The sequence below is a fragment of the Variovorax sp. GW821-FHT10D07 genome, from assembly GCF_059415325.1.
Window position 1 is genome coordinate 224,199 of record NZ_JBWKMZ010000013.1, and the last position, 26,048, is coordinate 250,246.

Below are 26,048 nucleotides of genomic sequence, written 5' to 3' on the forward strand. Positions count from 1 at the left end.
CGATGAGCGATAGTGTTGGAAAGCCAAGAATACCGTAACTCTTGAAGTTACGCAAAATACCTCTATGACCCAGGACACCCGACTGGCCCGTTTGCTGCACGTGTTGGTTCACATGCATCTGCGTGGCGGCACCACTACCTCGGAGACGATCGCCCAGATGCTGCACACCAACGCTGTGGTGGTGCGTCGAACCATGGCTGCGCTACGCGATGCGGGACTCGTTACGTCGACCGGTGGGCGCGGTGGCGGCTGGACGCTCTCATGCGACTTGGGCAGCGTCAGCGCTCGCGATGTCTATGAAGCTATTGGTCACGGGAACGTCTTTGCGATAGGGCCGGCGGACGACAACCCGGAATGCCCAGTCGAAGCAGCAGCGAACCGCCTCGTCGGCACCGCCCTGCAAAAGGCGGAAGGCCTGCTGCTGCAAACTCTAAGCTCTTGTCCTCTGTCGGCACTCGTTGTAGAGGTTGAGATGCGCGAAAAGACCACAAGTAGCTTGTCTCGCCCTATGTGACAACGGCTCGGCCCGTGGCGCCTGACTCGAGGCATACGCGCTGAGCTTCGGCGACGATACGCGCCCCCGACTGAAGGAGCCGCTTTCAGCACAGTGCTTGGGAAGTCGATCGGTCGGCGCTCTGCCATCCCATCTTGACGATCTGGGTGTTGACTCACCGTACTATTGCGACATCACTTTGACAGGAGCTGGGGATGATCACCTGGTTGACTCGCATTGGATGGTGCACGGTAGTGCTGGGAGCAATGCTCTGCACGCCGTCGGCTGACTTGCTTCCAGTGGACCTGTAGATGCACCTGCAGCAGTTTTTGTCGGATACGCCGCCTCGCGCAGGGCACACCTTTCTGCAGGTGACCTCGGCGCCAGAGGGTTCTGTAGATCAGACAAAGATCGCCGGGGCGGCGCTGATCGTCCTGGGTTTTTTGCTTGTGGCCGGGGCGTGCTGGTTGCGCTCGAGGCGCTGAGCAGTCCTGACTATCAGAGATCCTAGCTTTGACACTGGATGTGGCCGCAGTTCTGCAATGCTGCCGGCCGGGCGCGTGGACAGCCACTCGAGAACATCCTCTAGATATGCATCCGGTTCGTGGCCGTTTGGGACCTGCAATCATGAACATCGTTGATCGCATCAAGCGCTCAGTGTTCAAGCGCAATGCTGATGTGTTCCTGCGCGCGGAATTCGACAGCTTCGGAAGTCCCGCACAGGCGGGGCGCGCTCTCGCAGAGATGCGGCGCAAGCGCACGCCCGTCAAACTCGGCGTTGACGTGTACGCCAAGGTAGAGCAAAGCATCCTACCAGGCAAGCCCATTCCCGTTAAGCCGCCGGAGGTCTTGGCGCCCGAGGTCTGACAAAATGCGGCCTGAACGTAGGGGAGTTGCGTCTCATCCACGAGTACAACTCCGGCCACAGTACACCGATTCCCGCGGGCGCCGTGTTGAACATCGGGAAACGGCGTTTACAGCGCGAGCTAGGATGGTGGCAAAAGCTCGCCATCGGCGCAGACAAACAAAGTCCAACTGTACGGACAGAACTTGCCACAGCTCGTCTGCGGAAACTCCAAAGCTCACCTACATGTCTGAAACATCGACCGACCCCGACAAGCCATATACCTGGGAGTTTTTGATAGAGGTGTACGACTACCGCTGGCAGGTTGCTGAGCGTCGCCAATTGTTCCTCGAAGTCGAGGGCCTCCACGAAGCGAAGGCAAAGGCGGTTTCGGACGAGCTCGATGCCGCCTTGGCAGCAGCCGACCCACAGGAGCACGGTGATGTCGTTGGCGACTTTGCATCAGAACTGCGGTATGTCGATCATGAACTCCCGAGCATCCAGCGTGCTGCAACCTTCATCATGCTCATTCACTTCGCAGAAGCACGCCTCGCTTCAATCTGTGAGGGTATTAGCAAAGAGTTGAAGATTTCAGCTCGTCTCGCTGACTCTCGCGGATCTGGCGTCGGGCCTGCACTTTCCTTTCTAAAGAAGCACAGCCAGCTCGACTTGGCTGAGCTGGCACCTAGCTTCAATTTCTTGCGAGGCTGCAAGCACCTACGTAACGCCCTCGTACACACCGGGGGGCACCTTCTTGAAACGAATACCAGAACCGTCGAATTCGTTAAGAACGAGCCGACCTTAGACGGCCAATCAACCGGTGAAATCTACGTCACGGCTGCGCTTGTGGCCAAGTTTCTAGACTGCCTCGAAAGAATTTTCATTGGTATTCACATAGCGATGGAATGCTTCATGCGCCAGGTGGGCAATACAGGGCATGTCTTCCTCATCGCAGAGAGGGGGAGAACGCCATTCTTCGGCCCGGACCCGCAGAGGCCCAACGCGCGATAAATGCGGATCTGCCCCTGCTGCGCCCACCGTGTGACATCCGTATCGAGCTCACACGAGTCGATGTCTCGATCACCGTCACCTTGCCGTTGAGCACGGCAGCGCCCATCAGCGACGCACTCGTCAACTTCTACAGCTTCTCAGCGTCTTGCGCCAGCCGAACTTGATAGTTCAAGTTCAAGATGGCGTCATTGTCCCCAACTGACATTGCAAGAAGGCTTACATTCGTTTTTCCAGAAATCCAGTCGGCCGTCGCAGTGTTTAGCATTCCCCGCTGATTTCTATTGCTAATTTCTTGACCATACTTGACTCTAAGTGCATCAACCAACCGGTTGTAGGTCAACATTGACGAAGAAAACTTTTCCTGCGCGTCAAGCTTCAGCGTCACTTGAACCAGCTTTTCACTTGAAAAGAAAAAAGTTGCCTTGAATCTTCTTCCGACAAGATCTACCTTCGGAATCTCCAACAGGCCTTTCGCCCCACTTTTTATCGCTTCTGGTGTTCCGACTGGTTCTACTGCATCAGGAATACTCTGACGGACTTGCTCTGGAGACATCCCGTATGTCGCGCCCTGCCAAAGTGCTTGAGCGAAACTAGGCGCAGATAGAAAACCTAAAAGACAGAACGAGAGTGTTTGAATTAGTATTCGCATAAATTTACTATCTAATGAAGATATTATTTGCAGTACCATTTAAAAAATGGCAGCCAGAGAATACAGGGATATTTCCACGAAACCTTTCATCGCAGTGGACAAACAAGCTCGCGGAGACAAGAAGCGCATCGCCCAATCTCTCGCGGCTATCTATTGTGAGATTCGGCCGCTGGAAGATTTCCTTCTATCGTCCCGCTTGTAGTCACACCGAGGGAAAGTGCTACACGCCAAGAATGGACCGAACTTCGAAACCCTGGGCCTTAAGAACCCTCGTCCGCACTTGGGGCAAAGCTCGCTCTTTCCCTCTTCACCATCCACAGTACGAATTTTCAGACTTTGCTCTTTGACAAGCTCGCTAATGAAGCTCGATTCCGCATGTTGCACCGTGACTAGTGTGACCGTCTCTTTGGCCCGAGTGAGCGCGACATAGAACAAGCGACGCTCTTCTGCGAACGCAAACGGGTCCCCATCGGGCATAGCAAGCTGCAACACCGGATCATCGGCAACCTTGCACGGGAAGCCCAGTATCTCTGAGGTGACACGGGGAACGATGACGTGATCGGCTTCAAGGCCCTTCGACCGGTGCACGGTAAGAAACACCACCTCTACCCAGCTCGCGTCGTACATCGTTGGCATGAAGCTACGATCTCGTTGGTATCTCGCCAACAGATAGACGGAAGCCTTCTTACCTGCCGCCGCGGCCGCTTGGCCAATCTCTCTTACTCGCCTTTCCACCGCCGCCTTAAGAAGACTTTCATTCTCCACCTGGAGGATACGCACGGACTCTGCAATATCAGCCCTGGGCGAACGGACCTGCTTAGCGATCTGAGCAGGGTTCCTCTGAACAAAGGCACTACTGATTTCGCACAGCGAGGGCGGGCACCGGAAAGTAGTCTCGAGTTTAAGTGTGGTGGCCTTGCCGAACAGCTTTTCGAAACTGGTCATCACCGTGAGATCCGCGCCGGCAAAGCGATTGATCCCCTGCCAATCGTCACCCACGGCGAACAGATACTTGTCTTCCCCATGCACCAAGGCCGCTACCATTCGTGCGCGAGCTTGGCTTGCATCCTGAAACTCATCCACCATGACGAGCTCGTATGGGCTGTGCCATTTGCCCGACTCCATGCAGTCCGTTGCAAGATTGAGCATATCCTCGAAGTCGATGCACTTGGCTTCTCGTAGCTTTTGGTCCCACGCGCGCCGTAGGCCTTCAAAGAGCCGCAGAAAGATCCCGTGGCGAAAGCGAAATGTTCCGGCCTCCCCTTGGGACAATCTTCCTTGTAGATCCTCCGTCGTGAGTCGATTACTTTTCACGTGGGTCAAGAACGTCCGGAACGTTCCGGCAAGGCGCCGGTTCTCGATTGGCAATCGTCCTGGCACGGGACGATCTGGATTGGGGTCTAGAACCACGCCGAGCTTTGGAAGCTCTTGACTTAGTTTTTCGAAGGCCGCGCCGGACCACAACTCAGCCATAGTGGTCTCCAACAGGACCGTCCCATAGCGCTGGTGTAGTGCCCGTTTCCAAACCATGCCATCTTTGTAGCCGATGAATTTCTTTGGCGGCTCCCCGCTCGCGTCTAAAGCCCAGTGCTCTAAGTACGCGTTGGCATCAGGCAGGTAGAAGTCCGGCTTGTACTGTCGGTAGTTCTCGTCGGCGGTATCTTGTTCGTAGTCGCCTTCATAAACGTAGCGCACCCCGTTATAGAAAAGCCAGTTGGCTAACACCACCTCTCCCTGGCTTTTTACAACTTCGTCGTTCAGAGTTCTGAAACCCCTACGACGTTTGTCCGGGTCCCATGCGTCGGGATTTTCTTGCTCCTTTCCGAATTTCGGTAAGTCTTGTCCAAAGACGACTCGAAACATGTCCCACTGCGTTCTGAACTGCGAATCCTTGTCCTTGAGCTCGTCCGCCAGCGCCACCAGCGTTTCGAGGTCTTTTCCGTCTTCAAGCCACGGGGCAAGTGACGGCTTTTTTCCGGTGGCCGCACCGATAACATCCAGACCAAAGGCGTGGAAAGTCTTAGCCGTTACCTGATCTGCGGAAAGGTTCAAAGGCCCCAGTCTCGCTCGGATCCGCTCACGCAGCTCCGCCGCCGCGTCGTTGTTAAAGGCAAGCAGCAACATGCGATCTGCAGCAAAGTAGCCATGCTGAAGCGCATATCCCGCTTTGGCAACCATTGTCGATGTCTTGCCTGATCCTGCCGCCGCAACAAGAAGTACTCGGTTATCAAAACAGATGACGGCTTCGCGCTGCTCAGGGGTCAGTCGCGATTTTTCTACTCGGTCAAAGAAATCTTTGTCCTTGATCAGAGCTCGAGATAGCCGCTGAGCGTTGACGGTCTTGACATATTCCTCGAAGGGATGCTGCCATATCCGGACGGCATCCTGGATCTCTTTTGACTGGAGTTCTAAGTGCTTTCGAACCTCCAGGGTTTCGAACATGCTGCGTGCCGTTGATGGTTTTATTGTCTCGTGATGCTGTGCAAATTCTCGACTGAGCCAGCCACGATGGGCGAGCCGCTGGCTACAAGCTTTCAACGTCGACTCCGCCCAAAATTGGATTGGAAGTACGCTCAGGCCAAAGTTGCGGATGAATTTCTCAACCCTTACTCGCTTGCGCTTAGCCTCTATCGCTTCGGTCAGCGCTCGCTTGAGCTGCTGCGCCTCAATGTTCGGGATCCCGTCAAGCTGAAGCCGCTGCCCCTTCGCACCCAGTATGAGTACCGTCGCCCAAAACAGTCCACCTGTCACGGTGGTGCTTTCAAGGTTGTCCACGTTCGCGTCGAGGACCGCCCCCCCGACGGAAAGCTTCACCTTCTCTCCGTCCAACTCAAGTCTCCAATCGGGAGCACCCGTGAAGAACTTTCCAAGTGATGTAGGAATCCAAACTTGCGGCATAACCTGCACAACCATTGCTAAGAAATAACTACAGAAAACTGTAGAAATTCTATGCGCGATGTGTGGTGCTTGTTTTTTTCTTTGACGGCGGCTCCGAGCTACGGGCTCAAACCGCCCATGTCTTCTGAGACACCGCTTTCTCATGACGCAGATCGCGCTCAACCAGAGACGCAGATAGCGAAGGGAGAGGTCAGAGAAGGAAATTGAGAGTAATCATGAAGTCCGAACGGAGCCGAGGAGCCGGCTCATGCAGCGGGAGCCAAGTTGCGTCACTGCATGGGATCTCAGCGATCAACCCATCGCTTTTCAGCCGCACACCAAGGATGACGCGCAACACCGAACAATCGCGTCCGCGAAGCAACGACCCGAGCCTGGCCGGGCCACGCAGTCGGCAAAAGTGATGCAATGCAGCGAGAACAAGAAAGGCCGTCCCATCGAATCCAGGCTACAGACGGACCACCGCACCTGTCGAAAACTCTGTGCCGTCCTCATCCGGCAAGCTCGCAAGAGCGAATTCTCCAATTTACATGGAAGAGAAGCCATCCCTACGGCGAAGATTCTCACTGAACCGCTCATGAGCCCACACGTTTTCTGGTTCTCGATCCATACATTCGATGCGCTGCTTTCGAACCTTATTCTTGATCTTGACGAACGTCGGCATAGCAGGTAAGCGCACTTGCGACCGTAGAGTAAGGTGCGTGCTACGGAGCGTCCCATCCGCCTTGAGCGAGGCTGGAGTATGTGTTGCAGTCTCAACGAAGGCTTTGACTTTCGAATACTTTGCACCGAGTTCGCATAGCCCAGCCCTCATGGAATCGGAACGCGTCATCAGCACCGCAGAGGTGTTGATTGCCTGGAAGGAATTCAACAGCCGAACGTCCTCGTCCAACGCTTCGATGACAATTCCAGCAGATGCGTTACGATACAGATACACGCCGGGATCGTAAAGACAACAAGTTACGGAAGGCGTGATCGGCAGGAAGAACTGAATCCCTCTGACGGTTATAGACGAACTCATCGGGTGCGTGGACTCGCGTAGATACCAGTTATGCTGAAATACTGGATGATCTGAGAGAACGAACTCTGTTTCGGTCTTGTTGACGACAAGCGCAAGGCGCAGGTCACGAAGCAGCCGGTACTGCGTTGCGGCAAACGTGGCGAGATAGGCCTTCACGACCCTAGGCTCAGATGGAGTGACACGCAATCGCCGCATGTCGTCTTGCTCTAGGCTGTTCAGTCGTGCGATCTCCGCGAAGATCGTCCGAACCCCAGCGTTCACGAAGGCAATATTCCTCTCGTACGCTTCACGCGTTCTCGCCAATTGAACGACAACGAACCGCAGTAGCGCGGGCGTAGGTACGGGATTGAATCGATCCTTCACCTCGGAGAGGATCTTTAGATCATCGCCAACAGGGGCTTCCACATGCTCACTCAGAAACCGTTCAAAGGAGTCATCTATCTCATACTCGTAGTTTCCCGCGCAGATATCTTTGATGTTTTGATTAGGGCGGTACTGCTGGCGCTCAGTGTCGTAGACGTTAAGCCTGGACTCACCTCTCTTCTCCGTTGCGAAACGGCGCAGGAGAAGCTGAGGAACAAAGTGCTGTTTCTTGGCGGTCATTATCGAACGAGGAGCTGCGACGATTGAGACATGCGCGGACACAAACAATGCCTTGCGTCACGATAAGGCTGTATTTTCTAAGTGAGCCGTGAGTTTTATTTGCCTGATCCTTGTGCGTCTTGGCAGGACCTCCTAGAACCTGATGCGGCAAGAGGACAGCTCACCGCTCGATGCTCAGAACTGCCTCGAAGCGCAACGATGGACGTTGCGAGACCATCAATCTCACGATGTGCCCTGTGGTGTACAGCTTGCGCGCCGAGTGCTACACGCTGGCACAAGCCTGCACACTCTCCACGCGCGTTAGTAGGTGCGGAGAATGCCACCACCTGGTCAAAATGGAAGCTGGAAGGCGAGAGCGTCAATCCCATTGCTTCACGACTAATGGGCAAAGCTATGGACCACCACTAACGCTCAAAGACTCACAGCTCAATAGAAATTGCTGGAACCATGACGCCAATCCTATTGGCGATGGGAGTGTATATGTTAACTGTCGTGTCTCCAATCACACGAAGGCTGACGATGAGGGCATAGCGAGTCGGTGCGTCTTGACGCCCACCGCCTTTCCAGTCTTTCCACCAGCCACCAACTGGATACACAGCAATGTGATCCATCCCGGCCAATGTACGTGCGTTTCCACTCCACACGTCCGAGTGCACCGATCCTTGCGCGCGCATCTTGGCCCCTAAAAACCAATTCATCGCCTCAGGATCTGGAATTGACTCCTTCTTTCTTGGAGTTTCCGCTGCGGGGTCATCTAGATGCGCTGCTTCCCGCTCAAGCTTATTGATTCGCTGCTGGAATCGATTGAGGTTCTCGGAGGCCGCTTTCACGGCAAACCGCAAGCCATGCGACTGGTACCTGAACTTGGATTGCCACCCGCGCTGAGCCGGGTTGGGTTCTATGAAATAGGATAAGGTAACGCGAAGCTCGACATCGCGGCTATCTAGATCAAGCAGTTTTTCTGCTGGCCATGGTAGCGCGTGAAGATTCATGTTTCCCAGCTTAACGTCGCCTTCCTTAACAACATATGGAACGATCGTCTCCTGCAGCACGAGCGTCGCATCACTGTATTGCGAGACCATTGAACGCTCCAGATCAACAGCGCCGTATCCATAGGTACGGACCAGCGCGCGCTTCACAGCACCCGTCGATTGAGCATTCGCACCATTCCGCATGGTGTCGGTCCAGCGCGCACCATGAACTACCAGGCCGCGCAGCGTCTCAGGCCAATATCCTGGGTACCGAGCAGAAAGATGCCCGCAGATCCGGGCAACTTCAGCCGTCGCGGCACTGGTGTCCCCACTTTCCGCCAACATCGAGCTGGACGGCTCGTGCGATGTTGTGAGGACACGTAGATCGGCCGGACCAATTGTGACTCCACCCCGAGCCGTATCTACGCAGGCATTTCCGCCCTCCGCCACAACATCAGGTTTGAACGGCCATTGCGACGACCATAACGCCGATGTCCGTGATCCAGGTGACAGGCCTCCAGTTGCAGCGATGGGCTTCAGGGATGGCCACTTGTTTGAATCGAATGCCGCAAGGTTAGTAAATGCTCCGACCGTCAACGCGTTCCATGACTGCCCGGGGTCTTCGACGTTGTACGCCAAATTAGGGCTTGGATAGTGTTCCCAGAGATCCCAGTCCCTGACGTTCCCCCCCGCTAGGACAAAAAGCTTCGGCTTCCGATCAAGGTCTAGAGTGGCACCTTCATCGGTCGCCTTGACACCAAAAGACAGACGATCGACCTGGGCTGACCATTCTGAAGGGATGCCGGAAGTCTCACCTGCAGAGGTAGTCATCATGGCAAATGTGCGCTTCCGGGTCGCGTCGACCGCCTCCACCATCTCCACCGCGTCCGAAACGACCCGACCGTACAAACGGGGGGCATGCTCGTCACCTTTCGGGGGGCGAATCTTGACCGATTCAAGATGGTGACCGAGTACTGGTTCACCGACTCCCGTAAGGGGCAGCGTCAGGTCACCGTGCAGCACCAAGCCGGCCATTCCTGTGCCATGCCCTTCATGATCGGTTATAGGCCAATTCGGATTCAATGAGTGAACGTCGGGCTCCTGAAGAGCAGTCGAGATTAGGGGGTGCACCCGGTTCACTCCAGTATCCAGTAGCGTCACATAGGCGTTACTTTCAGGATGAGCGTACTGGACCCGGGCGTGCAAATCGTTGACCCACTCGGCTTGCTCATATGGCTTGAGCTCAGAGAGAAAGAACTCGGCAGACGGTCTGACACTCCGGATTTCAGCGACAAGATCAAGAAGTTCTAGAGCCTGCTGAAGTGCTGAGCGGGTTCCTTGCACAGCAATCACCGTTCGGCCGGGAAAGGACACCCATCCAGGGTCGACCACAAGCGGTAGGCTAGCGCAACGCTGTACGAACGCGTCGCGTGTACCAGCCGCGCCGGCAGGCGTATGCCGTAGCCACACCTGGTACCACGCTACTTCTTTTTCACCCGGGGGCGCGATCGAGTCGGTCCAGAGCTCGTCGAATACAGCGAGACGAAATGCTGAGATAGCGTTGACCAGGTCCTCGTTAACAGGCCCAACGCTTCCGTCCTTCTTGGGCTTTTTATCCTTTGTCATGTAGTCGCGGACGCGTTTCTCGAAAGCGCTTAGCTGTCCGCGCGGCACGTGGACCGACACGACCTCAGAGCGCTCGTGCTCGACTACGCTCAGGACCTGAATGTTGTCTCTAGACCATTCGATCTTGGCAAAATCCAAGATACCTTTAGGTTCGACCTCTATAGCAACTGTTAACCCTGCGTCTGTGGGAACACTACTCGCAGCGCGCAGCTGAGCGATTCGGGCCTCCTCTACGCCGAGAGCCGTCAACTCCGCAAGCAAGCGAAGGGAATGCGTCTGCCGGTCCCTACGCTGGCCAACGCCTCGCCCCCCTCCTCCGATAACAGACTTGTACTCGACGCTCTCGCCGGTGCTTTGTACAAACAGGTGATTCAGTGAGGTGGCCATTCGGCTAGATTTCCTTTTTTTGGGGAAAGACTCTAGCCCAACAACATCGACTCCGTCTATGCCAAGTTCTGGCTAGAGACACGCTCCCGCAAATGAAGCAAGACATCGGCAGCGTCAACGTAGTCCCGATGCTTGAGGACTGCGTCTTTCATGGCATCTTTCGACGCCCTCACGACGTCAGAATGGGAAAGCCCACGTGCGGCGTCCGCCAAAATCGAATAATCCAAGCTGCCTTGGGTCATCGCTGCAAGATTGTTCTTCAACAGCAGCTCGATCATGCTCTTCGTTGGTGGACCGTATTGCACAACGTCATCGAACCGACGAAACAGCGCCGAATCGAGAGACGCTCCGTGGTTAGTCGCTGCCACGATGATGCTCTCTGAGCTATCTTGCTCAATGAGTTGCAGGAACATGTTCAGCGTTCGACGCATTTCAGCAACATCATGCTGGCTGCCGCGTTGCAGGCCGAGCGAGTCGAACTCATCAAAAAGGTAGACGCCACGGGTGGCCTTCAGGGCCTCGAAGACGATGCGAAGCTTTGATGCGCTCTCACCCATGAACTTGGTGATGAGGCTATCGAACCTAGCAACAAAAAGCGGCAGCCGAAGCTCGGTCGCTATAACGCTGGCAGTGAGCGTCTTTCCGGTCCCTGGAGGGCCGACGAGAAGCAGTTTTCGACGCGGGGCCAAGCCATGCCCGCTAAGCCGTTCGTGGTTGCGCTGCTCATTGAGGAGGCGCTGTAGCTTCGCTTCTACCTCACTCGAGATCACCATCTGCGAAAGGTGATGTTGCGTATAGAGCACGCTGAGAAGCTCTGCGAGTTCTCCACGGGGCTGCGCGATCGGAACCGGGCGCACTCCCACGGGCCGCGGCGACCTCGAACGAGCAGCCTCGACCAGGTCTCTGAGCTCCGACGCTAGCTTGTTGTGCCCACGCTGCGCCTCATCCGCCGCCATCTGAAGTGCGACGGAAATGAACTGCTTCTCCTCGTTGCCCGCATAGGCACGTAGAAGCGCTTTGACTTGATCTGCGCGCGCCATATCGAGCTTTCCTTGTACCGATGTTAGGCCACGAACACCATCGCGACCGGTTTGTGTAATTATCACACACTTGTGCTGTAATAGCAATATGACGTTAAGGTATCCGACAACTCAGGGCGAACTCATCCGTACGGTTCGGGGAGAGATGACGCAAGCGGAATTTGCGCGCTTGCACGGAGTGGATCGGAGTTGTCTGTGCAGGTACGAAAAGGGGACGCTCGGGGCGCCCACGCGGCTCTTGAACCAATGCTTGCAAGCAATCGCACAACAGCTATCAGGGGCGGTTGAGGCGTCTGCAGCGCAAAGAGCGTTGTCTCACGCGCGGCACACGGTCGAGGAATTGGAAGCTCTGGCGAGAGGCGCCAGATGACCTCGACGGCATCGCCCTCTCGCGGGCTGCACAGCGCGGGCGAGCAGGTCAAGCGCCGGACTGCGAGGCGCTAACAACAAAGGAGAAGCTTGATCGAGCAGTGTAGTTCGGCAAAAAGGAGGCAGCTTAGGCAGGCTTACCGCACGACGCAGCGACGGAGGCTCGGCGAGATCAGAGAATTCAAAGGGTTGGAGCAACTAAGGACTTTCCCCCTCTCACTGCGGATAGGGCGCAAGCTTTCGAAATTTGCGTCATCGCCGTCTTCGCACGTTGCGCAATCCGACGACCGACTTATGACTTCAGCATCGATAGTGCTGATTCGCGATCTACGAACTCTATGAGTAGGGTTTCCCGCGCTGTTCTTCGGGGAGATACCTGAGAATACAGTCGGAAAGCGGAGAAGAGCCACACATGCAACTGACAGAACGTGACGCAGTCTTTGAGGAGCTTTCAAAGCCCGAAGTCAAGATTTCATTCTGGGACGGTCTGAGTGGCCCCATTACGGACTTTCGGGTCTACAGAGATCCCAACGACCTGCAGATATACATCGAAGCCTCTAGCGACTGGCGGACCAAGGAAAGCCTGGAGTTTCCGGCGGCTGGAGTTGTGGGCCCCGCCACTGGTCGGCTTGTATTTTCAGATTCTGTGGCTGAGATAGCCGTGGCTGAGGGCATTACCATACGGCACGCTAACGTGCAGATGTTTTCGCCTATTCCTGGACGCGGGAAAGACGAAAAGGCAAGGCTCCAAAGCCTCGCCCTAAAAACACGTTCGACCGGAACAGTTGGTTATGTGGTGGAGTGGATCTGCAACGTGCCTAGCTCGTTTCATTGGCCGGCTATGGTCGATAGACATGGGCAAACAGATTGTGCGACTGTTCTGACTAGTTCGAGCGGTGAGCTTAGGCTGGGGAAGCCATCCGCAGCTTCAAAAGGGGGCTCACTCACGCGCTGTTGTGCTCGAATTGAGGTGGCGGGGATTGCAGTTTTCGTAGGCCTGCTGCCGGAGGGAAGCAAGCAGGCCGGAGATGGATTCGTAGTCTTCGAAGGAAATCCGGAAGAAGAGCTTCGTCAAAAGATAAGAGACGGGCTGTCTTTCGCCCTTGGATCCCATCTCGTCTATCTTGGCTGCTCTGAGTTCACCGGCAGTTGGGATCTGTTGAATGCCTTTGCAGTAAGTGCAGTCTCTATAACCGGCTCCGTACACAGCGTTCCCACCAAGCCACCTGCGCCGTTGGACGTTCACTACCAATGGGGGATTCAGGAAGCATTCCTGGCCGACATCGTCTCTGGAGTTGTACGCGAGTATGAGACCTATAAGCTGCAGGCAGTAATGTGGGGATACCGGCACGCATTCGCAGCTCCGTACCACATCGCCGCCATTCATTTCGCAGCCGTCGTCGAAAGCCTGCAGAACTCCTACTTCGAGCAAGCGGGCCCGACCAGCTCAGCTATTGTTTTAAAGGCCACTTGGCGTCCAATCCTTAAGCAATTGCGTCAGGTCATCGCTGACGCGGAGCTAGGCAGCGATGCGACAGACTTGCTGCTTCGCAAAATAGATCAGGTAAATGTACTGCCGCAGAATCAGGCGCTCGTACGCTGCTTCGAAAAGCTAGGCCTCGAGATCGGCAAGACCGAGCAAGCGGCGTGGGGCGGACGTAACCGCGCCGCGCATGGAAACCCCATTCCATCTGAAGGTCCCGTGCACGTGATTCGACAGAACCATGTGCTGTTGACCATTGCAAATAGGATGCTATTGGCGCTCTGCACTAGAGCTCCAGCTTACTATGACTACTACTCCCTCGGGACGCCAATTCGAGAGCTTCACAGTGCCATTCCGGAGGATTGACCTTAAAGATTAAATCTGTAGGATCCGCGCACGCTTAAGAATGGCGCGAAATTCCGGCGCGAGGCTCGCCCCCCCCGTGGCCCGTCCTAGAAAATTTCGATGCAAATCGTCATGCAAGGCATGTCTTCCCGGGAATCAGTCCTCTTCAAGCAGAGCTTCTTTCTCCCGTGCCTGTCGATCAATGCCGTCCTCTGCATGTCGAAGCAGGCTTAGATGGAGAGCGTGTGCGGGATCCAACTTGCTAAGACCCTTCAGAACCTCTTCGCAGTGGGCCTTCAAAGCCAGGTCTTCCTTGAACGGCTCGCCAACGGCCCCGCTTCGCCCGCCGTTCACAGTTGCCGACCAAAGTGCCGATGAGAGCACTTTCACAGCTTTCTCCCCGAGGATTTCAGCTCGATCAAGTGCTTGCCGGACGAAAGAGGGTTCTTCAAGCAGGAAAGTCTGGTGAGCGCTGCGAAGCACACTCGCAACCACATTGACATGCGCTTGCGTACCGCCGGCAAGCATCCCAAGCAGTAGCTCTTGAAGGCTTGGCCCATGTTTGCCACATAGCCCGGACACTGCACGACCGAAGTCAATTTGCAAGTTGTCGTCGGCATGTTGATTGACTGCCCAGTTGAGAAACTCACGCAGAAGCTGAAGGCCGTCGGGATGTGAGAGGAGTGCAAGCCCATTCCCTTTGCGACTCCGCCTGAGGAACTGAAATTCGAAGCTCCTAGCAGTCTCCAATAGTCTAGCCTTGAGCATCTCGATGACCTTAGCTGGATGGGCGGCCACTGCCTTCACGAGAAATGCATTGGTCCAGTGCTCATCCCACTGGCGCAAGCGCCCGAGTTTCTGAAGCAGGGTTCCCCACTGTTCGTCAGCGACGACCTCAAGTGGAATCGTATCCCGGTGCGAGAGCCACATCAAAAACTCACGTGTCGCTTCCGGACTGACCTCGAAATCAGCCGCGCAGATCAGTTGAACCGCCACTGCGGGATCCTTGGTCGCAATCTGACGCACGATAATGGCTGCGTTCCGGAGCACAACCGGTTCCTTCGACAGGAAGATTTGCCGAACGATAGCGTGATCAGCTTCGACAAAGAAGCCCTCAGACTGACGTGAATACGCCTCCGAGACCAGCTCCCACGCCTTCGATGTGGCGGTGGTCAAAAGCTCAGCGAGGAGCACATGCCTCTTTGGGTCATCCATCAGCAAGGCAAGCGCGGTTCCAGCGAAGCGCATGAGCGGCGACTGCACATCGTCGTGCCTTGCCAGCACCAGCTTGGCAAGATCTGGCCGCTTTTTCATCAGCGCACCGATCAACGGCTGGGCCGTGCCCAAGCCAGCGCCACCCACCGTGGCAATTTCTACAAGCCAATGCTTCACAAAGCTATGGAGGAGCTCGGCATCGGGGAACTCACGGGAAAGATCTTCGACCGCCCTCGCGAGGTCAGCCTGATGAGCCTTTCGGTCGAAAGACTCATCGTCGCGCCAGGTGTCACTACCCCACGCATCAACAACCAATCGAACCAACCTCGTAGGAAGATCTCGGTCCAACATAGCGATGATGGATCTTGCGCGTGGCTGACAAACGGAGCCATCGTTGTACATCGCATGCCAGCTCACGGACTGAGCTGCTTTCACCAATACAGCCGGATGGACAGCGGGCGCCTGCAAAACCTCGCAGACACGCTCCAGAAGTTGCGCATGTGCGTTGTCCCAGACCTCGATGTCCTCGTCGCCATGCATCGGACTGCGCAGCGCTTCGGCCAGCAGTTCCGCAGCAAGAAAAGCCTTGCGAGGAGGGCCATCGCGCAAAAAACTCACGAGGGCGTCAATCACACGCCCACGAACAGCTCTTGCCAGTTCAAGGTCCAGCCTGTAGCGGGTGATGGTAAAGGTTTGCCTACTGAAATTGTGCTCCTCCATATCCGTGCGAAGCGCGCCTTCAAGGACTGAGAATGGCGTGTAGGGTCCTTGTAGGGCAGCGGGGCGATGAAGCAATTCCAAAGCGAACTGGACCACCCGCTCCACGCAATCCACTGGCTTCTGCGGAGCAAATTCCGCGAGCTCCTTGAGGATGCGAATCCCGTGGCTCGGCTGCTGATGCAGGGCTCGACCGTCTGACTTTCCAGCCTGCCACAGTAAAAGACATGCTTCCTCCAGATGCTCGAGATTAAACGCTGCATGGCGCACCATGCCGCAGACACCTGCGATCTCGCCGTGTCCCTGTTCGATAAGCCGAGCGGCAAAGTCGAGTGCCAGGCGGGGCTGGTAGTACGCCACAGCCTCGACTGCTTCAATGTGGGGGTTGTGGTACCTATCGAACCATTTCAGCTTGTGGACGATGCTTGAAAGCAAGGTGCTGCCGTCTGTGACGCCATTGCGAAGGCGCCAATCTAGGCGGCCAAGGTTCACCAGCAGGTGTTTCAGGTACTGAGAGTCGGCGCGATCAAAGACCTGCTGTACTTTCGAACTGGCAGTGCCGTTGGCGTCAATGAAGTTGCGCTGGATGATGGAATCGGCAAGCAGGTCAGGTGCCAGTCGGTGACGCAAACCCCGCTTAAACAGCACGCCACCTTCGCTCAGCAATCGCAGCAGGCGCTGGACATCTTCCTGCTCCAGACCTTCAACATCTCGTAGGATGTTGAGCAAGCCTGGGTCATCGAAAACCACCGGCTGCAGCAGCGCAACCATCCGCAGCACAGCTTGAAGCTTCGGCACGTCGGTGCCCGTGACGATTTCACCAGCAATGATTTTTTCCAACCTGGCGAGCACATGCCCGTGAAAATCTTCACTGTTTCCAACTAGTGCCGGCGGAGTGTTCTCCTTAGCAAGGATTTGCGTAGCCAGCACTGTCACCAATGGGGTAAGGTAGGTCAGTTCCGCGATCACGTCCGCTGCACCCACCGGGCCACCACATGCTTGGAGCACCTGCGTTGCTAGCGCGCGGGCGTCCTCTTTTGTTCGAGCACGCAACTCCACCGTTGCCACCTGCGCGCTATCCACCGCCGCTTGCGAGGCTTGATTGCGGACCATGGCACGACCATATGGGCGCAATGCGAGCAGCAGCTTGGCCCTATTTTCCGGCGCCGAGGCGTATCGCATCAGTTGGCTGAGATCCTCCCGGTCATGCGCATCGTCGACGACAAGCAATTTTTCGCCTTGGCCGAGTTCCTCCAGATGCTGAGCCTTGACATCTTCAGTAGGCGACACAAAGCGGACTGAGACCTCTGGACGCTCACTCTGCATGCGGTTAACGACTTCGCGCAGCACACGGGTCTTGCCGTTGCCTGGAGCTCCCAACAGCATGGTCACCAGGACAGTGTCATCGACCATGCACTCCTTCAACTGGGCCAACTCCTCCTGCCGGCCAACCAGTTCCCAACCATGAGTGAAGTAGCGGTCGGGCTCGACAAAGCCTTTGAAGAACTCCGCAGGCGTCTGGAACGGTCCCGCCTCAGGCTCCCCCAGCAGTGCTTGCCGCTGGCCGCGAAAATACGTGTCCACCAGATCACGCCGATCGACCATCGGCAGTTCCCGAAACTTAGCGGAGATGTCCACCCTGTCCCACAACTGCCAACCGTCATGCAGCGCGATAGCCAAGCGAGCACGAGGACTCGCAATATTGGACAAGAGCAAGACCTTCAGTTCGGCGGCGTAGGTTTGCTTGGCCACCGCTGCATGGACTTTCTGTTCACCGAACTCCTCCACACGCTTGCACTGGAAGGAATGCGCACCAAAAGAGCCACGAACTTCTATGTCGATGCCGAGCTGCTCGCTGCCCGCACCACCGAACCGGTTTGCGACGCCTGCGCGATCACGGTAGTAACGCGTCAAGAAGTCGGCGCAGAAATTCTCAAAGCTGTCAGGCCGCAGGTTGTGCAGAGGTAACGGCGTGTCGTACGTTGGAGCCCCCGACACCCTGCCGAGGGCGCCCCCTGGTGACGAATACCCTGCTGCGGCTTCCAGCCTCGCCAGATCTGCGTTAAGCAACAAAGTCAGATTTGGGAGCTCCTTGGACCGAGGGCGCGACAGCCCTTGCTCCCAGCGGCTGATCGTTTGCTGGGTCACCCCAGCCCGCAAAGCGAACTCATGCTGAGTCCAACCCAAACTCTTTCTCAAGGATACAAGCAGTTCGCCCAAGGCGCCATACGGAACAACTTTCATACGTACCTCTTCTGATACACATAAATATTGTTTCACAGGCTTCGAGATGGTTCAAGAAGTTGGTCGTGAATCGGCGCACCATCGTTCGACCGAATCAGCCGCACTACGAATGCCGCGCCAACAAAAAACCCGCCTGACGGCGGGTTGTGCGGGGGTAAAAGGTCTTACGAGACCACGGGGTAGTTGCGACGCTTACCGGTTGAACTCCGGGCAGCTGCATCTAACCGCTCCCTGGCCTTCGCATCCAGCCGGGGGATCCCCTTCAGCGAGATCGTATACACGCGGCCTGCCCCAGCCGGCTTGCTCGGCTTTGGGCCAGGTTTCTTGCGCGGGGAGGTGGTAGCTGTGCTCATACAGAGACCTTGTTTATGCAATAGGGTACCAGTTTCCGCCAAGACGCGCTCTCCGGAGCTAAGTTGAAGGTCATGCGGCGTTGCGAACCGTTCTCATCCCACCATGCGGGATCCTGGGCGAATACGTCTTGAACCGACCGGCAAGGCCTAAGGACTTCCGGTGCTTGATCTGTTTCACCGGGCAAAAGGGGGGCGTCGAAACCTAACCTTGGCCAGACTTTGTAGCCAATGTGCCGAAAATTGAAGCCCTTGCCGCCAGCGGCGATGAGCGAGATTTGCCCAAGACCGGCCAGATGCGCAGTGATTGCGCATAGCGCGAACGCAAACGAACCAAGGCTCGGTGGCGAGTTGCGCTCTCTCAGAAAGAAATGATCGATGTGCAGTCCCCCGATAAAAAGGTCAGTCTCCCCAGTTTCTTCAATGAATAGGCCCGATCTGTTCTTGTGAGGGCCATTAATGAGATGCTCGTTCACCACCGTGAAGTAAAGGCCAGGCGGAGCATCATCGACACCTACCCCCTTTTGAGCTTGCCTGTGAACGCGACTTCCATTGAAGACCAAAAATAGGTGTGCGAACTCCAGGGTAGACAGCGAGCCTTCACTCGGCGGAATCTCGAAACGATCTGCAGGCGTCAGGTCATCGCCGTCGTATCGGATGTTCATACCCGTCAAATGTTCCTTCGTAACCGGGTGCTGGAGCAGGCGTTGATGCAAATCGGCCAGAGACGATTGATAGAAGGCGGTAGGTGTAAGCGGCACAACAGACAAGTAAGGTGGGACAGGTCGGTCTTACTCGATTGTCCTTTCTAACGATACGACCGCAAGAGCGAATGAACATCTGCCACGCGAAATTGCGGATTGAACATGCGTCCGTGTCGCAGAGACCGCATGTCCTCTCGAGATTCTGCAGGAATACACTCTCGTCACGGCAAACGATTGTGGCCTGGAAGGTGGCCGCCTCGGACGAGAACTGATGCAAGCCCGGCGCCTCGATCTCACGCCAACACTTGCGGTAGAGGACCAGCGGACGTAAAGCATATTAGTGAGCGCACCCGGCGCGTTCATTCCTTTGCGAAAAGCCGTTTCGGCCTCAGGCGAGACAAGCCAAAACAAAAAAAAGAGGACCGCGGTCCTCTTTCGTTCATCTTCGCGTAGCCAGTCGGTCAAGCGTTCACGGCTTCCTTGCGTATCTAACTTTTCTCGCGACACGTCCCAGTGACGCCGTAGGAGTCTGACTTGCAATCGATAGGGAACTTGGTCCAGAAGAGGTCTCCCGCTTCCAGATAGCCCGATTTCTCAACGATCCAAGTTACAGATTCATCGAAGTCTTGTGGGTTGTACAGCGCGGGACCACCCTGAGACAGTGGGAGCGGCTTGCCTTCAGCGCTCCACTCGAGCGAATGTATCCGGACTGGCTGATCCGTCGGAACACTGAAAACCACCCTTAGGCGGTACTCCCGAGACTTAGAGTAGTGCGCGTCCATCTCCGAGGTCACGGACTTTTCAGTGGTTTTCAAGGCGGCTGCGTACTTGCCCTCCAGAGCAACGATGTCATCAAGGCGCTTCTGTGCCTCCGCAACAGCCGTACTGCCCTGCTGCTGGGGTTTGGCTTCCTCGTTCGCGATCTTTTCCTTCAGATCCTGAAAGTCTCGCTTCAGGCTAGCCAGCTGCTGCTCGCTCGCCACTCGCCAGTCGCGGCGCTCAGGGCGTTTGGCATCTTCGCCCGCAAGCGCTTTCTCATAGGCCTGGATGCCATCGAGGTATTCGGCCAAGCGCACCCGGTCGGCTTGAGTGGCCGATGGAGTCGAAGCAGCCATCTGCTTTTGAAAGGACAGATCTCGTTTAACGCGTTCCACAAGCTCTGGATAGTACCTCTCAGCTTCTTTCACAGCGCGCTCAAGAGCGACCGCGCTGTTCTCGCGCATCTTTTTGATCGACACGTCCGAGGTTCCGGCCGTACAGGTGAATACGACCAAGGTCTGCTTGTAGTCATTCTCTGTACGCTCCCACTTGGGTGAGCGACAAGCCTTGGAGTTCTCAACCACCTCCCCAAAAGGCATCCCAGTGGGCAGCAGGGATCCGGAAAGACCTTTGCTGGCTTTCACACGCTCGACATCGGCGTTCGAGCATGCGACCAGGAAGGCGGGAAGAAGGGCAAGGAAGACGAGCTTGAAAGTTTGAGTTTTCATGGTGTTAGTGGTTGATTCATCCCCAAGCGCGAGACGGCAAGAACCAGCTCCTCGCTGAGCAGCCTGGTCGCTCTATAAGAAGGCTTGGCCACAGAGCCCTCCGAATCGAAGCATTCGGTGATGAAGCGAGACAAGAGAGAGCTTCGCGCTCGGTCAGCGCGGCTTTGGTCCGTCAACGTGAGCGCTTGCAAGGCCTCCCGTCTTGGAATCGGCGCCGGTTACAGGCCGCCGATCCGCGTGCTCTCTGCAGATGCGCGTTCAGCCACGCGCTCTTGCGGTAGCTTGATGAACGCCAGCACAGCAAGCACAACGACGCCCACCCACGGGAAGCAGAACGTCCAGGCCAGCAGGCCCCAGGCGCCGTGGTAGCCGAGCTTCTTGGCGACGCGCCAGCCCAGCACGGGCGGAACAACGAGGCCGACCAGGATGAGTAGGTGAAAGATGCTGAAAGAGTCCATGGATAGTTGAGTTTTCGATTGATAAGCCTCGCGCGTGGGCGTGCTGAACTCAGCTGCGAGCCGGAACTGACCAGCCGCGCTGAACGAAGCCCCCACATGCGAGATCCGTGCAAGCATGGTTCGAAGATGTGTTTAGGTCTCCTTATGAGGCGCAAGAAAGCGAAGCTAGCGATGTCACCGCTGCACTTTCAAGTCTTGTTTCGCGAATGTTAATGGGATTTAAACACCGTGGTACTAAACGCGTCGTTTTTTAAGCATCAACGGCATGCCACGTGTCTCAGGTGCCCCACTCTCTCTTCGTCAGGTGTTTGCCCGAAATGTCCGCCTGATGCGAGTAAACGCAGGAATATCACAGGAGCGCCTAGCCGACGAAGCGCAGTTGGACCGCACCTTCATCGGCACGCTTGAGCGAGGTCTACGTAACATCTCTATCGATAACATTGAACGCATAGCCACGGTGATCGGTCATCCGGCCCATGAGTTGCTTAGGCCGGATTTTGCAAAGGTGCACAACCTCGACGACACACTGCTACGCGCGCCAAGAACACAGCGGCTATATCCCACTGCCACTCGAACGCGCAAGCCAAAGGTATAGCCGTCAGGATCGCCGAGTAGCCGGAATACAGAGAGCGCCAAGCTGAGGGCGGGTAGACCCCGCTCGTCGGAATCAGTCGTGCTTGAAAGAGCAGGCCGATCGTTGTGTTCGTCACCAGTCCAAACGCCCCCTCAGCCCCAAGACAATGCCCATCGCCATCCCAAAAAGCAGGACTACGGCGTAGGCAACCAGGTACTCAAGCGGGCTAGCGTTTCCTAGCATCGCTGCTCCTTTCTCGGCCTCGCCATCGACGCGGCCCCCGAGGCACCAGAGCACGGAGCGCGTTCCCGCCCTCCCCCTTCACGCTGACGAGCACATCGCGCTCCATAAGCACAAGGCCCCGGATCCTTTCGGATTCCGGGGCCTTGTGCCGCAGCGATGATCTGTCTCACGATACAAGCTCCAGAGCCGCCTTCAGCGCCCGCTCCTTCAGCGCCGCCCCCTGGCCGAACCAAGCGCTGTCCAGCCGGTAGTCCGCATTGCGGGCCCGACGCTCGTGGTCCACGAACTCGGTCACGGCGTTGAGGAGGCCCCAGGCCGTGTTCTTTGCCGACGAGAGCTCCGCTCCCCTACCCTGCCCGTCATACAGCGCTTGAACCTTCTTCAAGGCACGCTCGTTGACCAGCTTGTTTGTGGAATCGCCGCTCCACTCGGTATTGCACAGGGTCTTCAGGAAAAAGCTAGAAGCCTCACTGATCTTGACCTTGCGCTCGGCCAGCTTCCTCATGCCGAACATGAACTCGTCCCAGCCCGACACAGCCACGCCCAGTTCGAGCTTGACCGCATCGGCATCGAAGGCTGTACTGTGGGAAACCTTGACCGCGCCCTTGGCGTTGTTCAAGGCTGCCGTCAACGTGTTTTCGCACACCACGCGAATCGTCGTGGGCGTCGCGATGGTGGCGATCGTTCCGTCGCACGAGGTCGCCAGCAGCAGGTAGCCGCGCACCAGGTCGTTGCCCTTCAGCACGGCCTCCCGCCCAGTGCGTGCAAGCGCCCAGAACTTGCGCCCGCCTTTCAGGACTCCAGCCGTCTCAAGCTCGTAACCGGAGATCTCGGTCAGGTCACGGTAGAACTCCAGCACCTCCAGGGGCTGGACAACCTGGTAGCGACTGCTCACGACCGACAGCGGCAGCTTCGAGTCGCTGCGATAGAGCACCTTCTGCGCCTCATAGCTGCGCATCGATTCCGCGGAAGTACCTTCCTCGGAAAGGAAGCGAACAGGAGCCTCCTTGATGATCCAGTCCATGCCGGCCTTGCGAGCCCAGGCGGCCACGGACTGGTGCGGCTCGAGCACGTGGCCCGGCCGCTGACGGCCCGCCTGCTCGTTAGCAGCGGGGGATTGGATGATGGTAGACATGATGAGTGGGTTTCCTTGGTTGAAGTAGAGGTTGAAGTTGAGGTTCTGGTTGGGGTTGATACAAACGCCGATTGCTTAAAAAATTGGCAGTGAAAAGGCGTGCCCGCAGTCCTTGCAGCGCCGATTGCGCAAGATGGAGGTGTCAATCGCTGCGCCGAGGGAAGATCCAATGCGGCAACCGGCCACGCCGCCACTGATGCCGCCGAGAACGGCAGAAGAAACAAGGCCAGGCCAGGAGGAATCCGAGCCAGCGACGGCGAGCGGTCCATCGTCGTCCGGGGCGCCGATGAGCACTGCGCCACACACGCCACTGACGATGCCCGCCACGGTCCCGATCAAAGCGCCGGTGGGCTTACCAAGCTCTCGCAAGCCCACGTGCGGGGACTTGCAGATCGGGCAAGGCTCGTCGCGAGGGTCACGAGAGCAGTAGCTCGCGTCGAGAGGTTCAGAGTAGTCAGAGTGATCGTCGCTTTCCATGAGAGGTTTCGCGTCGCTCGCCCCCGAGCGGGGGTTGCGACTCGGTGGGTTAAGGTGTCAGTCAAAGCGCAGGAGCGCGACGGAGCATCAAGTACGGGACGGCGTCTCCTCGGGCGAAACTCGGTCTCGTTCTTCCTACGCCACCAAGTCATATGTGGCCCAAAAAATCTGGAGTACGGGCCTCTCCCGCGTGCCGCCTTGCTTTCTCTGCGACAAACTAGTCCCAGCCTTCCGACCGACTCGGGCGGTCCTGATGGATCAGCGCCAAGCGGTCATGCTGAATCTCCTGCGCAAGGATGTAGGGCAGCCGCTGAAACCGAAAAGGATCATCCTTTTTGTGTGCAAGCGTTGCCCGATCCACCGCCGTCAGAAATGCTTCATCAAGAAGGTCGTCGCCATCTCCTGCAGCCATGCGGTCATGTTCGGCTTGGCCTTCGCTTCCAAACTGCGCGTGGCTTGACGAGCCCACTGCAGGGCTACGCGCTCGCTTCATGCTGGCCTCCCGCGAAGAAGATCTGCTCCACGCGGCGCGCACCACGTCCATGTGCGGGCAATCCCACGATGACATCGCGATCCACCCGCTGACACAGACCGCAGTTCAAGCAGTCCGTCTGTGCGAACGTCGCTGGGCAGATAGCCACCGAGCGGCCCTCGGGCGTGCGAAGGGATCGCTCAGCGCTCGTGGGAAGAACGACGACCACAGGCGCACAACCAACTGCGGCGTAGCTGTCAGCCTGCCAGAGCGTCTGCGCGCTCAGGTTGATAGTGAACCCACCTTCGTTCGCTCGGCGCAGCGCCGCTCGATTGGCTTCGCTGGGCTCGTAGTGCGTATAGGTGAAGCCTCGGCGACCTCGGTTCACCCACACAAGCCTGTCAAGGCTGGCCGCGTCCAGCACACCGGGCGTAGCAGGTGTCAGGTCGCCCGCCTGGTTGTGCCGCCATAGGGCACGCCGCCGAATGGTGGCGATGTCTTCGAGGAGTTCCTCGAAGCTGCCTCCTCTGCGACCTTCACTAACGGCGCGCCAGTGCAGGGAAAGAGGACCACTGTCGGCATAGCAGCCATTGGATCGGTAGCTGCAGCTGGGAGGGCAAGAATTCGCGCTGGTGGTGGTGACCGGCATCGGACCGGTCTTCGCGTTCTGACTGACTCGGGTGAAGTGATATGTGAGTGAATTTGGGAAAGTTTTGACTGGCGCAGGCTCGGACCAAGCGGTCCGAGCGGCGCGCGCGGCAATGCGACTGCTCATGGGCAGTACTCCTGGTTGCTATGGGGGAGCGCCGCGTTCGCGGCGCAGAAGATGAGAGAGGGGAGACGGGAGATGGGCCGCCCTTACCGTCGAGCCGAAAGCGGTAAGCGCAAGTGGCGGTCCGTGCAGCAGACCTCTTCGAACCCAGCCCGGTCAACGTCCGAGCTACCCTTGGGATCAGCCCTAAGAAGTCAGGCCTGCGAGCACTCGCCTGCGCCGTTCGTAGACAGCGACGAAACGCGCGATACCAAGGCGGTCATGCGTGACAACGTGGCGGGAGAACTTCATGGCTCAGCCCTCCTCGCCCAGCTTGCTCAGTCGAGCGTCGATACGGTGCAGCACAACCTCATGATCGGTGTGGCTCATGTTCGCCTCAAACTCGCTGTGCATGCTCCAGTCTCGCGCGTAGAACAAGCTCTCATCTCCGAAGAGCACGATCGCGACTTCGAAATGCTCGATCGAGTCGTCCTCGCTCGGCAACTGAGGGTAGCCAAGCACCGAGTTCGCCGTTACGCCCAGACTTTGAAAGTAGGGATCAGTTGGGATCCAGCCACCGAAACACGACACCGTGCCGCACGTGTGTCGCCAACGATCGAGGTCGATCTTCTCGGGTGTAAGAGCCCGCATCATCCGCCGCGCGGCTTTCAAGTTTCTGATCCAAAAAGCTTTGCGCTCTTGGCGGCTCATGGTTTCGATGGTGATGTTGATATTCATGTCGATGTTTTGAAAGTTGCGGCATACGACCGACGGCGACTTGCCCTTGTAGGAGGGCAAGCCGCCGTCGAAGTACGCGCGTTGAAGGAGAAATGCGCTGTCAACGACCGAAATAGCGTTGCAGCTTGCTGCGCAGCTCCTGCGCGCAGCCGTGCCAGGCCTCGCCAGCCACGAGGGGGGTATCAAGCTCTTCCGCAGAGCTGTTGGCGACTGACCCTGCGTATATCCAAATGGCTTGAAGAACGAACGCCTGAATCAGTGCGCCATGGCTCGAGTGCTCCATCAGATCGACCACGAACTCGACATTCGTTTGACGCTCGTGGCTCATGCCGAGGAGCCCGGATCCAACTCACTCGCGCCAACATCCAGCATTTCGCATCGGGACTGAATGATCTCGAAGCCAACACCCATGACGTCCCCGGGGTCCAGGAGCATGACCACATCGTCACGACAGCCCGACCTCATCGACACCCAATCGTGTGCACTGACTCCGTGATCAATCGCGCGTTGGGCAGCGGCCTCGCGCAGAGCGTCCTCATCCAAGATGCGAACCTGCGCCGTGAAGACGACGGTCTGGATCCGGGCGCTCACTGCGACAGCTCCCCACACCGTGCTACGTCAACCCAATGCAACTCTCGCTCCTGTCTTGTGACGGGAGCGCTGTCGGCACGAAGGATCTCTGCCCTCGCAAGTTGGCGACAGGTCATGTGAAAGCCGACCCCATCGCTCTCGCGACGCACCTTCCA

20 protein-coding genes are annotated in these 26,048 nt (G+C 57.0%); 6 read left to right on the forward strand and 14 right to left on the reverse strand.

Translation table 11 applies throughout. From position 1 onward, the window contains the following. The first annotated feature begins 64 nt into the window (after window positions 1–64). The 3 genes from AC07PU_RS31690 to AC07PU_RS31700 all read left to right on the forward strand — a co-directional run bounded on the left by AC07PU_RS31690 (window position 65) and on the right by AC07PU_RS31700 (window position 2,348). A complete protein-coding gene (locus AC07PU_RS31690) occupies window positions 65–514 on the forward strand; it encodes an RrF2 family transcriptional regulator (RefSeq protein WP_495322256.1) in 450 nt (149 codons plus the stop codon). Window positions 515–1,120: 606 nt separating this feature from the next. Beyond that, window positions 1,121–1,360, forward strand: a complete 240-nt coding sequence (locus AC07PU_RS31695; RefSeq protein ID WP_495322258.1) for a hypothetical protein — start codon at window positions 1,121–1,123, stop codon at window positions 1,358–1,360. Between the two features lie 223 nt (window positions 1,361–1,583). Beyond that, on the forward strand, window positions 1,584–2,348 hold the full coding sequence (locus tag AC07PU_RS31700) for a hypothetical protein (protein ID WP_495322260.1): 765 nt from the start codon (window positions 1,584–1,586) through the stop codon (window positions 2,346–2,348). A gap of 127 nt (window positions 2,349–2,475) precedes the next feature. Here the strand turns inward: AC07PU_RS31700 and AC07PU_RS31705 are convergent, their stop codons facing one another. The 5 genes from AC07PU_RS31705 to AC07PU_RS31725 all read right to left on the reverse strand — a co-directional run bounded on the left by AC07PU_RS31705 (window position 2,476) and on the right by AC07PU_RS31725 (window position 11,540). Further along, window positions 2,476–2,901, reverse strand: a complete 426-nt coding sequence (locus AC07PU_RS31705; protein WP_495322262.1) for a hypothetical protein — start codon at window positions 2,899–2,901, stop codon at window positions 2,476–2,478. A 246-nt stretch (window positions 2,902–3,147) separates the two neighbouring features. After that, window positions 3,148–5,910, reverse strand: coding sequence for a UvrD-helicase domain-containing protein (locus AC07PU_RS31710; protein ID WP_495322264.1), 2,763 nt, complete (start codon window positions 5,908–5,910; stop codon window positions 3,148–3,150). A gap of 508 nt (window positions 5,911–6,418) precedes the next feature. Further along, window positions 6,419–7,516 (reverse strand): DUF4238 domain-containing protein, encoded by a 1,098-nt coding sequence (locus tag AC07PU_RS31715; RefSeq protein ID WP_495322266.1) that lies wholly within the window; start codon window positions 7,514–7,516, stop codon window positions 6,419–6,421. Window positions 7,517–7,935: 419 nt separating this feature from the next. Then, a complete protein-coding gene (locus tag AC07PU_RS31720) occupies window positions 7,936–10,500 on the reverse strand; it encodes a S8 family peptidase (RefSeq protein WP_495322268.1) in 2,565 nt (854 codons plus the stop codon). 56 nt (window positions 10,501–10,556) lie between these two features. Further along, window positions 10,557–11,540 (reverse strand): AAA family ATPase, encoded by a 984-nt coding sequence (locus AC07PU_RS31725; protein ID WP_495322270.1) that lies wholly within the window; start codon window positions 11,538–11,540, stop codon window positions 10,557–10,559. A 781-nt stretch (window positions 11,541–12,321) separates the two neighbouring features. Between AC07PU_RS31725 and AC07PU_RS31730 the strand changes: the two genes are divergently transcribed. After that, window positions 12,322–13,758, forward strand: coding sequence for a hypothetical protein (locus tag AC07PU_RS31730; RefSeq protein WP_495322272.1), 1,437 nt, complete (start codon window positions 12,322–12,324; stop codon window positions 13,756–13,758). A gap of 135 nt (window positions 13,759–13,893) precedes the next feature. Here the strand turns inward: AC07PU_RS31730 and AC07PU_RS31735 are convergent, their stop codons facing one another. From AC07PU_RS31735 to AC07PU_RS31750, 4 genes are all read right to left on the reverse strand, one after another. Then, window positions 13,894–17,913, reverse strand: coding sequence for a helix-turn-helix domain-containing protein (locus AC07PU_RS31735; protein WP_495322274.1), 4,020 nt, complete (start codon window positions 17,911–17,913; stop codon window positions 13,894–13,896). A gap of 349 nt (window positions 17,914–18,262) precedes the next feature. Continuing rightward, window positions 18,263–18,928: a hypothetical protein gene (locus AC07PU_RS31740; RefSeq protein WP_495322276.1), complete on the reverse strand. Its 666-nt coding sequence runs from the start codon at window positions 18,926–18,928 to the stop codon at window positions 18,263–18,265. Between the two features lie 527 nt (window positions 18,929–19,455). Beyond that, complete coding sequence (locus AC07PU_RS31745; protein ID WP_495322278.1) at window positions 19,456–20,454, reverse strand: hypothetical protein; 999 nt, start codon at window positions 20,452–20,454, stop codon at window positions 19,456–19,458. 218 nt (window positions 20,455–20,672) lie between these two features. After that, complete coding sequence (locus AC07PU_RS31750) at window positions 20,673–21,029, reverse strand: hypothetical protein (protein ID WP_495322281.1); 357 nt, start codon at window positions 21,027–21,029, stop codon at window positions 20,673–20,675. A 148-nt stretch (window positions 21,030–21,177) separates the two neighbouring features. Here AC07PU_RS31750 and AC07PU_RS31755 point away from each other — a divergent pair, with 148 nt between their 5' ends. Then, entirely contained in the window at window positions 21,178–21,507 is a 330-nt protein-coding gene (locus AC07PU_RS31755; RefSeq protein ID WP_495322283.1) for a helix-turn-helix domain-containing protein, read from the forward strand. Window positions 21,508–21,895: 388 nt separating this feature from the next. Here AC07PU_RS31755 and AC07PU_RS31760 read toward each other — a convergent pair whose 3' ends face one another. Then, complete coding sequence (locus AC07PU_RS31760) at window positions 21,896–22,864, reverse strand: DUF932 domain-containing protein (RefSeq protein ID WP_495322285.1); 969 nt, start codon at window positions 22,862–22,864, stop codon at window positions 21,896–21,898. Window positions 22,865–23,594: 730 nt separating this feature from the next. On the opposite strand from AC07PU_RS31760, the gene AC07PU_RS31765 reads away from it, so the two are divergent. Further along, complete coding sequence (locus tag AC07PU_RS31765; protein WP_495322287.1) at window positions 23,595–23,801, forward strand: hypothetical protein; 207 nt, start codon at window positions 23,595–23,597, stop codon at window positions 23,799–23,801. A gap of 16 nt (window positions 23,802–23,817) precedes the next feature. Here AC07PU_RS31765 and AC07PU_RS31770 read toward each other — a convergent pair whose 3' ends face one another. From AC07PU_RS31770 to AC07PU_RS31785, 4 genes are all read right to left on the reverse strand, one after another. Further along, on the reverse strand, window positions 23,818–24,588 hold the full coding sequence (locus AC07PU_RS31770; RefSeq protein WP_495322288.1) for a DUF7227 family protein: 771 nt from the start codon (window positions 24,586–24,588) through the stop codon (window positions 23,818–23,820). Window positions 24,589–24,879: 291 nt separating this feature from the next. Next, the gene (locus AC07PU_RS31775; RefSeq protein ID WP_495322289.1) at window positions 24,880–25,302 is read right to left on the reverse strand and encodes a hypothetical protein; all 423 of its coding nucleotides are present in this window, start codon (window positions 25,300–25,302) and stop codon (window positions 24,880–24,882) included. A gap of 100 nt (window positions 25,303–25,402) precedes the next feature. Continuing rightward, window positions 25,403–25,630 (reverse strand): hypothetical protein, encoded by a 228-nt coding sequence (locus tag AC07PU_RS31780; RefSeq protein ID WP_495322290.1) that lies wholly within the window; start codon window positions 25,628–25,630, stop codon window positions 25,403–25,405. Next, window positions 25,627–25,893 (reverse strand): hypothetical protein, encoded by a 267-nt coding sequence (locus AC07PU_RS31785; protein WP_495322292.1) that lies wholly within the window; start codon window positions 25,891–25,893, stop codon window positions 25,627–25,629. The genes AC07PU_RS31780 and AC07PU_RS31785 overlap by 4 nt, the downstream gene beginning before the upstream one ends. Window positions 25,894–26,048: the final 155 nt, after the last annotated feature.